Annotated in this window: 16 protein-coding genes; 3 read left to right on the top strand and 13 right to left on the bottom strand. The window is 38.7% G+C overall.

What is annotated here, in order from left to right:
* Positions 1–51 precede the first annotated feature (51 nt).
* From puuE to ureE, 12 genes are all read right to left on the bottom strand, one after another.
* Entirely contained in the window at positions 52–1,017 is a 966-nt protein-coding gene (gene puuE, locus OSH00_RS05555; RefSeq protein WP_266129595.1) for an allantoinase PuuE, read from the bottom strand.
* A 79-nt stretch (positions 1,018–1,096) separates the two neighbouring features.
* The gene (locus OSH00_RS05550) at positions 1,097–1,993 is read right to left on the bottom strand and encodes a hypothetical protein (RefSeq protein ID WP_266129594.1); all 897 of its coding nucleotides are present in this window, start codon (positions 1,991–1,993) and stop codon (positions 1,097–1,099) included.
* Between the two features lie 176 nt (positions 1,994–2,169).
* Positions 2,170–2,751 (bottom strand): histidine phosphatase family protein, encoded by a 582-nt coding sequence (locus OSH00_RS05545; protein WP_266129593.1) that lies wholly within the window; start codon positions 2,749–2,751, stop codon positions 2,170–2,172.
* A gap of 80 nt (positions 2,752–2,831) precedes the next feature.
* Entirely contained in the window at positions 2,832–3,434 is a 603-nt protein-coding gene (locus tag OSH00_RS05540) for a lysozyme (protein WP_266129592.1), read from the bottom strand.
* A 153-nt stretch (positions 3,435–3,587) separates the two neighbouring features.
* The gene (gene ureC / locus OSH00_RS05535) at positions 3,588–5,288 is read right to left on the bottom strand and encodes an urease subunit alpha (protein ID WP_266129591.1); all 1,701 of its coding nucleotides are present in this window, start codon (positions 5,286–5,288) and stop codon (positions 3,588–3,590) included.
* Positions 5,289–5,299: 11 nt separating this feature from the next.
* Positions 5,300–5,611 carry an urease subunit beta gene (locus OSH00_RS05530; RefSeq protein WP_266129590.1) on the bottom strand — a complete coding sequence of 104 codons (312 nt, stop codon included), beginning with the start codon at positions 5,609–5,611 and terminating at the stop codon, positions 5,300–5,302.
* 27 nt (positions 5,612–5,638) lie between these two features.
* Positions 5,639–5,941, bottom strand: coding sequence for an urease subunit gamma (ureA, locus tag OSH00_RS05525; RefSeq protein ID WP_004830684.1), 303 nt, complete (start codon positions 5,939–5,941; stop codon positions 5,639–5,641).
* 73 nt (positions 5,942–6,014) lie between these two features.
* Positions 6,015–6,884, bottom strand: a complete 870-nt coding sequence (locus tag OSH00_RS05520; protein WP_266129589.1) for an urease accessory protein UreD — start codon at positions 6,882–6,884, stop codon at positions 6,015–6,017.
* A gap of 41 nt (positions 6,885–6,925) precedes the next feature.
* Entirely contained in the window at positions 6,926–7,492 is a 567-nt protein-coding gene (locus tag OSH00_RS05515) for a HupE/UreJ family protein (RefSeq protein ID WP_266129588.1), read from the bottom strand.
* A gap of 52 nt (positions 7,493–7,544) precedes the next feature.
* On the bottom strand, positions 7,545–8,159 hold the full coding sequence (gene ureG / locus OSH00_RS05510; protein ID WP_266129587.1) for an urease accessory protein UreG: 615 nt from the start codon (positions 8,157–8,159) through the stop codon (positions 7,545–7,547).
* Between the two features lie 92 nt (positions 8,160–8,251).
* Positions 8,252–8,917 carry an urease accessory protein UreF gene (locus OSH00_RS05505; RefSeq protein WP_266129586.1) on the bottom strand — a complete coding sequence of 222 codons (666 nt, stop codon included), beginning with the start codon at positions 8,915–8,917 and terminating at the stop codon, positions 8,252–8,254.
* Positions 8,904–9,386 carry an urease accessory protein UreE gene (gene ureE / locus OSH00_RS05500; RefSeq protein WP_266129585.1) on the bottom strand — a complete coding sequence of 161 codons (483 nt, stop codon included), beginning with the start codon at positions 9,384–9,386 and terminating at the stop codon, positions 8,904–8,906. The genes OSH00_RS05505 and ureE overlap by 14 nt, the downstream gene beginning before the upstream one ends.
* A 366-nt stretch (positions 9,387–9,752) precedes the next feature.
* On the opposite strand from ureE, the gene OSH00_RS05495 reads away from it, so the two are divergent.
* Both OSH00_RS05495 and OSH00_RS05490 read left to right on the top strand, forming a co-directional pair.
* Entirely contained in the window at positions 9,753–10,214 is a 462-nt protein-coding gene (locus OSH00_RS05495) for a universal stress protein (protein ID WP_266129584.1), read from the top strand.
* A 35-nt stretch (positions 10,215–10,249) separates the two neighbouring features.
* Entirely contained in the window at positions 10,250–10,693 is a 444-nt protein-coding gene (locus OSH00_RS05490; RefSeq protein ID WP_266129583.1) for a universal stress protein, read from the top strand.
* A gap of 69 nt (positions 10,694–10,762) precedes the next feature.
* On the opposite strand, the gene OSH00_RS05485 is transcribed toward OSH00_RS05490, so the two are convergent.
* Positions 10,763–10,996 carry a hypothetical protein gene (locus tag OSH00_RS05485; protein ID WP_196077645.1) on the bottom strand — a complete coding sequence of 78 codons (234 nt, stop codon included), beginning with the start codon at positions 10,994–10,996 and terminating at the stop codon, positions 10,763–10,765.
* A 383-nt stretch (positions 10,997–11,379) separates the two neighbouring features.
* Here OSH00_RS05485 and OSH00_RS05480 point away from each other — a divergent pair, with 383 nt between their 5' ends.
* A complete protein-coding gene (locus OSH00_RS05480) occupies positions 11,380–11,859 on the top strand; it encodes a CinA family protein (RefSeq protein WP_266129582.1) in 480 nt (159 codons plus the stop codon).
* Positions 11,860–11,940: the final 81 nt, after the last annotated feature.

The following is an 11,940-nucleotide window of genomic DNA, read 5'->3' as shown; positions in this document are numbered from 1 at the left end:
ATTGAAGCGCTTGCTAAAGCTTTTCAGTCGCTTTTAGAATCGTGTTGAACATTATTGCGCCGGATGATATTTAAACCAATGTGCTGCAATATCTCCACGCCGGCATATCCAAACCTTGTCATGTAATTGAACATAATCTAGAAAACGTTGCAGTGCTTTAAAGCGTCCCGGACGCCCCAATATACGGCAGTGCATGCCAATCGAAAGCATTTTTGGCGCAGTTTCGCCTTCTGCATAAAGCACATCAAATGCATCTTTGAGATATTGATAAAACTGCTCACCACTGTTAAACCCTGCTGGCGCACAGAACTTCATATCATTGCTTTCTAGGGTATAAGGAATAATTAAATGAGGACGGCTTTCGCCTTGAGCATTGGTCAAACTCATCCAAAATGGTAAATCATCCCCATAGTAGTCACAGTCATACTTAATCTGAGGGAATTCAGCCAATAATTGACGTGTATTGGGGCTATCACGACCTGTGTACCAACCAATGGGTGTTTGTCCAAACAATGTTTCAAGCACGCTGATCGCCTGATCCATATGCTGACGTTCAATGTCTATATCGAGGTTTTGATAGTTGAGCCATCGCTGCCCATGTGCAACCACATCATAATCTGCATTTATAATCGCATTGACGACATAGGGGTTGCGTGCCAATGCCATCCCTACCCCAAAAATCGTCATGGGTAACTTTCGTTTTTGAAATTCCTGATGAATACGCCAAAACCCTGCACGAGAACCATACTCGTACATCGAATCCATAGACATATGTTTATCTGGAAAACTTGCAGCACCGACAATATCGGATAAAAACTGCTCAGAACCAGCATCACCATGTTCTATATGATTTTCGCCACCTTCTTCGTAGTTCAGGACAAACTGTACTGCCAGTCGAGCTTGGTTGGGCCATTCAACTTTAGGCAATGAATCGTGATAGCCGATCAAATCCCGTGAATAAGAAGCATTTTGAATTTGATCAATCAGTGCTTGACCGCGTAAATAAGTTTTATTCACTGAAACTGCCTTAACCTTTTTTCAATCATTATTTCTGTATTCATGGTCAAGCAGTTTTTGTGCCAATTTCTGAGATCGACTATTGAATGGGTTGAGAACTTAACCGCAAATGCTGTTTATCTCCACTAAACATATATTGATGCTTCCCGATTTCAAAACTGTAATTAGAATGCTGATCTGTGCTCAACTGATTAAATACAATTTTTGAATTATTTTCAGCTGATCCATCGAATAAAAATTGATAAATTTTCCCATTCATTTGCGGATCTAATAATTTATTCACAATTCTATTTTGAAGATATTGATCTAAACGTTGTATATAAATTTCCATCAAATCTTTATTGCGAGAATTAAAAATTGTTTTGAATTCATTTAATGTAGCAACATTTTTATCGATTATTTTTAATCCTGTTGTTTGTATGGCATTCACTTCAAATTGATCTGTATGCTCAAACACTGCATTTAGGCTTTTTTTAGCATCTGTAAAATTTGGATCCTGATCAGAATATTGCCGATAAATCTCATTAAAGAGCTGCTGATATGTATATGAAATCGAGGCATAATCTGACAATCTAAAATACTGCTTTCGGTCTAAGGAGACTAAATAATCTGAACATTTCTTTCCACATTGTGCTTTCTGTTGTTGGTTTAATGCACTTGTTTGGAGATACTGTTTATAAAGTTGATCGGCATCATCGAGATATTGTGGATTATGCGTCCATTTGTATTTCACTAAACTTGCTTCGCCTGCTGCGAGATAAGTTTCATATCGCAGCATTGTTCTATCCTTAGCTAAGTTTTTCTCCCATAAATCACGATATTGGTTCAAGATTCTAACGCCAGCAATGGTAAAGTCAGAAGCAGCTAAGGCACAATTTTTATGGTTTAAATACCCTAAAAAATCAGAAACAAAAATAACATCCATCTGATAAACATCTATTTTTTCTGAATTATCACCGTTTAAAAATTCATTCAAAACTTTAAGAGGCATATAGTCAACACCCTCACATTGTGTTTGCAGTGGTTGGGCAAGTTGAGTTAAATCCGCTTTTAGCGCGACAATATCTGCATATGTCGACAGTGATATACCGCTCAAAAATCCCAATAAGGCTATTTTTCTCATCATCAATTTCATGATGTTCTTCTCATATTTTATTTATAAATAAAAAACTCAGTATTGTCTAATTGGTGATTGAGTAAATCAAAGCGAAATTCACGCATCAACGCTGAGTTTAATACTCGTTTCTGCGCCATCATGATTCTAAACAGTTGTAAAAACTGACCGTGGCTAAAGACCAGCAAATGTTGATCGGTGTAGTGCGATTTAAGTGCGTCTAAATGTTGCATAAAATCTGTAACGCGGTGATAGAAATTGGCAAAAGATTCAGCATCATCACTTGTAATGAGATTCACATCGGCACGATTCCAATAATCATCTACCCAGGGTTTACGTTCTTCTAAAGTGGTATTTCTACAACGTCGATCTGATAAATACGAAAATTCTTGAATATTCAAAACTTTAGGTATTATTTGATCCCGAAGTAAAATAGGTTCGGCAGTTAGTCGTGTACGCAAGAAGGAGGAAATATAGACGTGTTTGGCTTTTGGTAGAGTATTCGCCAGATTTTGAGCCTGTTGATGTCCATATTCTGTCAAAGGAATACTGGCATGCGATTCTACTCTTTCATTAACGTTACCTAAACTTTGCGCATGGCGAATCAAATAAATGCTCATTACAACTTTGCTCTACTTTGTTTTATTATAAAAATACTTCAGGATTCTTGAAGTTCGCCACTTAAGAAGAAAACATTCAATCAATGTTTTAAAAATAACGCTTTCTCGACCGCTCTGCGGTTGACTAAACCTTGTACAGTTTTTCCACTTGCTTTAATCCATACATCAAACTGCTGACCTGCGCCAACATAATCCAATGTATTTAATCGCTTTAATAAAGTCGAATTCTGAAAAGCACTGATACCAATGTTATACGCCAATGACACCAATGCATCAAACTGATTTTGACTCAATGGCACTTGAACAGCACGACTCACCGCTTGTTCAAAACGGCTAAGGTCAAATTGCATATAGCTTTTTGCTTGTTCAATGGTACATTGGTCACCATATTGAACAGCTTTTCCATTCGGATAGACGGTTGTACCATAGCCAATTGTACACACGCCAGTACCATCATCATAAGCTTTCAGTTCTAAGCCTTCAAAGCTACACATCAAATCAACGCCATTGGAACTTATCTGGGTAATTTTATCTTGGGCAAAACCAATCACATTGGTATCAGAATCAATAGCGGTACCGATAAGTGAATGATTCAAATTAGAATAATCAGCCTTATGTTTATCCGATTTAAATTGTGATTTATTGAAGAATAAGTGAAACCATTTAGACCAAAAATGAGACATGCAGAAAACTCTGAAAATTGATGTGATATAGCTTTGATTTTCATTCTATGTAAAGCTTTATGATGAAATATAGTGCTGTTTGGTAGAATTATTCTCATAAATAAAACTCCTTTTTCAGCAAAAAAGGAGTTTTAAATGAGTGATCAATAAAGATTAAAACAGAAAATAACGCTGTGCCATTGGCAAAACTTCCGCTGGCTCACAAGTCAAATGTACCCCGTCTGCACGCACTTCATAGGTTTCAGGATGTACATCCATGACTGGGCAATAACTATTATGCTTCATGTCTTTTTTACTGATATTTCGGGTATTTTTACATGCAGAAATCAACTTTTTCAGTTGTAACTTCTGTGCAACGCCCTGATCAATTGCAACCTGCGATAAAAAAGTAATACAGGTGTTATGAACACCTCTTGGATATGCGCCAAACATCGGACGATAGTGCACGGGCTGTGGCGTAGGAATCGAAGCATTAATGTCTCCCATCGGAGCAGCAGCAATCATTCCACCTTTGATAATCATTGACGGTTTTACCCCAAAAAATGCAGGTTTCCATAACACTAAATCCGCCAGCTTTCCTTCTTCAACTGAACCCACTTCGTGACTTAAACCATGTGTAATCGCAGGATTAATCGTATATTTTGCAATATAACGCTTTACACGATTGTTATCGTGATATTCATTATCACCCTCCAATGGTCCCCGCTGCACTTTCATTTTATGTGCGGTTTGCCATGTTCTTAAAATCACTTCTCCCACACGTCCCATCGCCTGTGAATCCGATGACATCATTGAGATAGCACCAAGATCCTGTAAAATATCTTCTGCGGCAATCGTTTCCCTGCGAATACGGCTTTCAGCAAAAGCAACATCTTCTGCTATAGCAGGATCTAAATGATGACAAACCATGAGCATATCTAAATGCTCATCAATGGTATTGATTGTATAAGGTCGTGTTGGGTTGGTAGAAGATGGCAACACATTCGCCTGCCCAATCGCTTTTAAAATATCAGGTGCATGTCCCCCCCCTGCACCTTCAGTATGATAAGTATGGATTGTACGATCTTTAAAAGCTGCCAATGTTTCTTCAAGAAAACCGCCTTCATTTAAAGTGTCGGTATGAATTGCAACCTGTACATCATACTCGTCTGCGACGGTCAGGCAATTATCAATTGCAGCTGGTGTAGAACCCCAGTCTTCATGGAGTTTCAGTCCAACCACACCGGCTTGAATCTGCTCTGCAATGGGTGCAGGTTGACTCAAATTTCCCTTGCCCAATAAACCGATATTCATGGGCAAGTCATCTATTGCCTGCAACATGGTTGCAATATGCCACGGACCTGGGGTTACAGTCGTGGCGGATGTTCCTGCTGCTGGTCCTGTACCGCCACCAATCATTGTGGTCGTTCCCGACATCAATGCTGTTTCGACTTGCTGCGGACAAATCCAATGGATATGGGTATCTATGCCACCTGCTGTTAATATTTGCCCTTCACCCGCAATGACTTCAGTTGCCGCACCAAGAGGAATGGTTATGTCTGGCTGAATATCAGGATTCCCTGCCTTGCCTATTTTCCAGATCCGACCATTTTTTAAGCCCACATCTGCCTTTATAATTCCCCACCAATCGACAATCAAAGCGTTGGTAATCACCGTATCAGCAACATCATCTGCCAGAAGTTGTGATTGCCCCATGCCATCACGAATGACTTTACCCCCCCCAAACTTAACCTCTTCACCATAGATGGTTAGATCCTGTTCAACTTCAATGAACAGGTCAGTGTCAGCTAAGCGAACACGATCTCCTACTGTAGGACCAAACATCTCAGCATAAGCACGTCGTGACATTTTCATTGTTATTTATCCTATAGGTCTAATTTGCCCATGACTCGACCTGCGAAGCCATATACTTCACGTTTACCTGCAAGTGCAACGATTTCTACATCACGACTTTGCCCCGGTTCAAAGCGTATCGCCGTCCCTGCTGCAATATTCAAACGAAAACCTTTGGAACGCTCGCGATCAAATTGCAGAGCATCATTGGCTTCATAAAAATGAAAATGCGAGCCCACTTGAATCGGACGATCCCCAATATTTGCAACACTTATTTTCAAAACTTCACGACCAACATTCATTTCAATATCACTGTCAGGGGTGATAATTTCTCCAGGTATCATTGGTTTGCTCCCAATTCAAAAATTTTCTTATTCAATCGGTTGATGAACAGTCACTAGCTTTGAGCCATCTGGAAAAGTTGCTTCAACCTGTACTTCTGCAATCATTTCTGCAACCCCATCCATGACATCTTCACGGCTGAGTAGTGTGGTACCGTAATGCATCAGTTCGCTGACCGTCATACCATCACGCGCTCCTTCAAGCAATGCTGCGGAAATAAAAGCAATTGATTCAGGGTAGTTCAGTTTCAATCCACGGGCTTTACGTCTTTCTGCAACTAAACCGGCTGTAAAAATCAGAAGTTTGTCTTTTTCTGTAGGGTTGAGTTCCATGATCCATTCCTAGCTAATTCATTTGTTGTACATGCAATATCTATGCAACAATATTGAGTGTGATTGAAAATTTTTATGTTCGCCAAATCCGAGGAAATTCTTCATCTAGATCAAACCAAAAGCGTCTTAATTTGGCACGAATGGCAGCAAAAGCATCATGACAATGTCTTACATCATCACCGAGATAACGAGCACAAACCACATCTCCCAATAAGGTTAAAGTGACGGGCAGATTCATTCTCATGATCAATTCTCGGATTAAATCGATGTGTTGATCCAAATAAAAACCTGAACGAAACTTTTCAGGTGGTACAGCCCAAAAACTTCCCATCACCGAATGACGATTCATTCCTAAACAAGAACTTAACCAACGATCATTGCCTTTAAAATGCAGTGTATCTGCAACCAATAATTGTTCATTGCGTTTCAGTTGAAATTTATTTTTATAAGCACCTGTTTGAAATTTTTCCTCCCGTGCCTGTCGGCCAATGACCAACATATCCCATCCAATGAAACTCGACTGTGAAGCGAGTTGAACGATCGTTTCAGAGTGGGCATTTGCACCATCGAACAACATGGTTTCTTGTGGTAACCATTCAAATACCGCGTTATTTTCTACCTGTATGTAGATATGCTGGAACGCTTGTTTGGCATTGGTTCGGTACCATTTTCCTGCACCTGGTGTGGTAACCAATGCATGAGCAGAAGCATCTACATGAATATCGAAGGTTAAATGGTCACCCCCTGCAATACCTGCAGGTGGGTGTACAATAATGGCATGACAAACTCCTGTTCTTTCAGGCCAAAGCATTTTTTGAACACGTACAGGACCATAATGCTTTCGATGTCTCAATACAGTACGATCAGCCTGTACCTTAAAGCCTAATTCTAATTTGGCATACCACAATGGATCATGGCTTGACTGGCTAATTAAATTTGTCATGAAATTTTATACATCAAAGGCATTTGAAGATGCATAAGGCATCACGCCAGTCCAATCACAGCGACGAATGCTGCCAATGTACCAATGATCTTTTTTCCATAAGGGACATATTTTTTTATAAACGCCCCAATACCCAATCCGCCTGCATAGATCAGTGACATCGCTGTGACCATCCCCAAAACTAGAACAATTGCATGACCAGATTGACCTAATTCAGCACCATGGGCGACACCATGAAAACTTGCCAATAAGACTGCTGCGGCAGGCAATACCTGATTGGATTTTGTCCAAAGTGCAATCGCCAATAAAACCAAAGAAGCGATAATGCCGTACTCGGCAACGGTCGATGGGATAATATCTTGACTGCCTATCATAAAGCCACCCACCATTGCGAGAGCAAGACCAATTAAACCCAATAATTTCCAGCGCTGATTTGCTGTCCACATCAACACGCCAAAAGCGATTGCCATCATCAAATGATCTAAGCCCGTAAATGGGTGAATAAATCCTGCCCAAAAGCCTGTGTGATGATCATGCCCAGGATGAGCCAAGGCTAAAACTGGCATATAGGCCATCACTGCAATCAAACTTTTTTGAGTTAAACGCATATCAATTTTCCTTTAATCTTTTATAGGTTTTTGACACTATTTAAGTTGTGAATTAGGCTTTAAATAAGCCTTGTTTTTCTATAAATTCAATAATCTGACTTAAACCATCTTGCGTTTTCATATTGGAAAATAAAAATGGCTTTTCACCCCGCATACGTTTTGCGTCCTGATCCATCACCTCCAGGTTTGCCCCAACCATCGGCGCTAAATCTGTTTTATTAATAATTAATAAGTCAGATTTCGTAATACCTGGTCCACCTTTGCGCGGAATTTTTTCACCACCTGCAACATCAATCACATATAAGGTTAAATCTGATAATTCAGGACTAAATGTCGCAGCTAAGTTATCACCGCCACTTTCAATAATAATCAGTTCTAGTCCATCAAACTTTTCACAGAGATCATCGATCGCTGCAAGATTAATGGAAGCATCTTCACGAATTGCAGTATGTGGACATCCTCCAGTTTCAACACCCACGATTCGCTCAGGTGACATGGCTTCATGACGTGTTAAAAAGTTGGAATCTTCTTTGGTATAAATGTCATTGGTGACGACCGCCATATTGTATTTATTGCGCAGCGCCAGACATAAATTTAAAGTTAAAGCTGTTTTTCCCGAGCCTACAGGCCCACCAATTCCGACACGCAAAGGGCTACGTTCTGTCATGATATTTTCCTTTTTCTGTGCATGGTACTGAGTCATCAAAATATGATTGAAACAGCAAGTGTTAAAATATGATTGAAACAGCAAGTGTTAAACTATGATCTAAATAACCGTGAATATTGAGTTTCATGCGACATGCTTAACATCGCAAACTTGGGCAGAGCACTGCTTAACTCATCATTTTCAAGCTGCACGGCTTGTTCAATGGCTTGAGGAATTAAACGGTGCAAATGCCATAAAATTCTTTGCCCACTCATTTGCCCAAGTGGCACGGTTTTTACTGCTGCAAGAACTTGATTTTCCAAAACAGTAAAAGTATAAGCAGTCAGAACATCATTTAAATTGAGTTGCAGACTACCGCATAAATGTGCATAAACAGGGACAAAGCCAAATTGCTTTTTCACTTCAACTTTTTGCAAAAGTACATCCCGAATCCATGCATTTAAAGAAAATGCCAATTGCTGAGATTCAGCCAATAATTCTCTGGATTCTCGACTGGCTCGATAAAAATTTGCCCACACCAGAAACTGTTCATCATCAGCATAATGCAGCATTAAGCGCTTTAAAATCGGCAATTCAAAACGCACCAAAACCATCTCCAGCACTTCATTAAAATAAGCAATACTTGAAACTTCATCATGAATTAAGCCCTGTTCAATCGCACTTTCCACGCCTTGCGAATAGCAATAGGTGCCTATAGGCAAAGCTGTTGATGACAGTGTGAGTAAACTGAGTAATTGCGATGCATTAGTGATGGACATGATGTAAAGCCTTGATTGGGCTCAAACGATGATCATGTTGATGTTGTGCATAGGCTCCACTTTCGGGTTCAAATGGGTGTTCAACCTCATTTACTGTGAGTCCAAGCCCTAGAATCATCTCAGCAAGCACATGATCTGGTTCAAAATAGAGAGCTGTTGGGGTCAGCATCAAAGGCACATGCCGATTACCTAGATGATAAGCAGCTTTCAATAAATCAAAACTATTTGATGCAGTGACCTGCATCAACTTTTCAGGTTTTGCATCTATCCTGAGTACTTCACCTTGTTCAGTGGCAATATAAGATCCACTGCGCAGGATTCCTGTTCTTGGCAAATCTGCACCAATATCGTGCCCATTATTTAAAGTTGCACGAAAACGGCTCTTTTGCCGAGTATCAAAAGTGAGCGCGACACTGTCTACTTTTTTATCAGGGTGTATGCTTTCTAGACGTTGCGTATAAATTTTCATGGTCATCCACTTTTTATAAGACATCGTATTTAAAATGTTCCAAATTGATGCCAAAAATTTATTCATTCATATTAGCTTGCATTAAATTAATGCATTTATCATGCCAATTTTTGCTTTGTAAAAATCAAAGTCAGCATATCCAGAAAAGTTGGGATAAATAAAATTCAGTATTTTTTATAAAATGCTGCGCTGTGCTCAAATCAAAAATAAAGATTACAAAATAAAACCATAAAAAAAGTATGTATATTTCACAAAATATTGAAATAGCACATGTTTAATCAAATTTGGCTGCAATTATCGAATTGCGGCAATGCCGACAATATGTTATCAATGAATCAACAACGAGATAAAAGGGAGAAACTTATAATGGCTTATCAACATATCCTTGTTGCTGTAGATGACTCTCCTATTTCTTATGCTGCGGTTGAACATGCTGAGAAACTTGCACTTGCTTTTAACTGTAAAATTACTGTAACCAGCGTGATTGCTGTCGACCCATTTAAAGGCGTCGATTTCTATAAAGTTGCGCCAGCAGTGACACAATACCTACTTGAAGCTGAAAAAAATGCCCTTGCCCGTTTAAAAGACATACAGGAAACATTACTGCATCACGGTGTTAGTGCCGTAGACACGAAAGTCGTTCGTGAAGTTCCTCCAGCAACAGGTATTTTAAATGCTGCTGATGAATTGAATGCAGATCTTATTGTCATGGGGTCACATGGACGTACAGGTTTCAAAAAATTCTTTTTAGGTAGTGTTGCTCAGGAAGTTTTATCGATTTGCCCGCTTCCAGTGTTGATTATCAAATCGACCCTCAGTGAAGATTAGTATTTTTCAAACTCAATAATTAAAAGGTGAAACTTATGTCTTATCAAAATATTCTTGTTCCAGTTGACGGTTCAGACATTTCTTTTTCGGCAATCAAACATGCTGCTGCGATCGCAAAAGCATTTGGAAGTAAACTTACTGCGATCAGTGTTGTTGCAGATGATCCATTTGCAGCAGCGGATTTTTATTATTCTCCGGATATGTTAAAAGAATACATTCAAGAAGCCATCAAAAATGCTGAGGAAGCTTTAAGCAAAGCAAGACAACTGGCTGAACAACAAGGTGCACAAATCGAAACTCAGGTGGTGAGAAATTCGGTTTCGGCAGAAACTTTCATTAAAACAGCTGAATCATTCAATACAGACCTTATTGTGATGGGATCACATGGGCGTAAAGGATTTCAGAAGTTCTTACTGGGAAGTTTTGCTCAAGATGTACTTGGACAAACTCAACTTCCCGTACTGATCATCAAGCAATAGCTTTTAAGCATCTTGTAAAATTAAACCCACAAGAATAAGTGGGTTTAATTTTTTAAACCTAAAAATGAATCAATGGGTTGCAATCACTTTGACTAAAATGGTTTGCGACTCTTCAAAATCATCAAAAATTTGTTTGCGATTCAGTTCTTTGGACTTGACCTTGAATTGGTGATTTTGATAATGAATGACATCGGGTATTTGATCAAAATAATCACCTGCCGCATCAACAGTTTCTTCAAATAGAGGTGTGCCAAGCTGATATTCTCTGCTCTTCAAGACAACATATTTCACAGTTGTTTTCATTATTCACACTCCTTTTTCATATGCACTTTATTTTTATTTATATCACTTTTTTAGCTCTATGAAAGATAAAATTTGATAATATTGAATAGTAATTCTCCAAATAGCACAAAAAGGAAAACCCACTGATTAAAAGTGGGTCGACTGTAGATACAGACTTTTACGCTAATTATTTTTTAACTTTTTTAATTATCATTTGTTTTTATTTTGTCTGGGTACAGTATGACAAAAGAATATGACAGTGTTATTTCAATATTACTCAGGCACATTCAATATGGTCGCTTTTCAAGCATAAAAGCACACGAATCAGCAAGTTCATCATTCTTGCTATTATTTCACTATTTATTCAATTGAATATCAGATAATTAAACAAGAGTTCATGACAAATGTCTTTAATACAGTGTTGTAACCTTCTCGAACATAAAGGTTTAAAAGTTGCCTTTATTGAAAGTGCCAGTTCTGGCTATTTATGTAGTCAATTTTCAATTTACAAACATAGTGGTGCTGATATTTTACTGGGTGGATTGGTCAGTTATGATCCTTCTATTAAAGTTTCAGTTTTGAAAATTGATCCTGCACTGATTGAACAATATACGGCTGAATCAGCTCAAGTGACTGAAGCAATGGCTGTGCATGGTAAGCAACTTTTTCCTTTGGCAGATCTTATTGTGAGTTGTACGGGTTTGCTTAAACCGGGTGGCAGTGCAACGGTTGATAAACCCGAAGGTACATTTTTTATTAGCATCCTTTACCAGCAGCAACAATACAGTTATCAATATTTTATTGATGCAACGCCTATCGCCCGCTTGGAGCAGTTAACTGTCCATGTTGCTAGAGAAATTTTGAATATTCTGACAATGGATTAACATCACTGCTTTAAATATAGACGCTGTACAATTTACTGAAATATTTTAATTCACTTTTTTACTAAAAAGCGGTAAATTTTA

It is taken from the genome of Acinetobacter nematophilus, from assembly GCF_026344175.1.
GTDB lineage: Bacteria > Pseudomonadota > Gammaproteobacteria > Pseudomonadales > Moraxellaceae > Acinetobacter > Acinetobacter nematophilus.
This window is presented reverse-complemented; position numbering and strand designations above follow the sequence as displayed.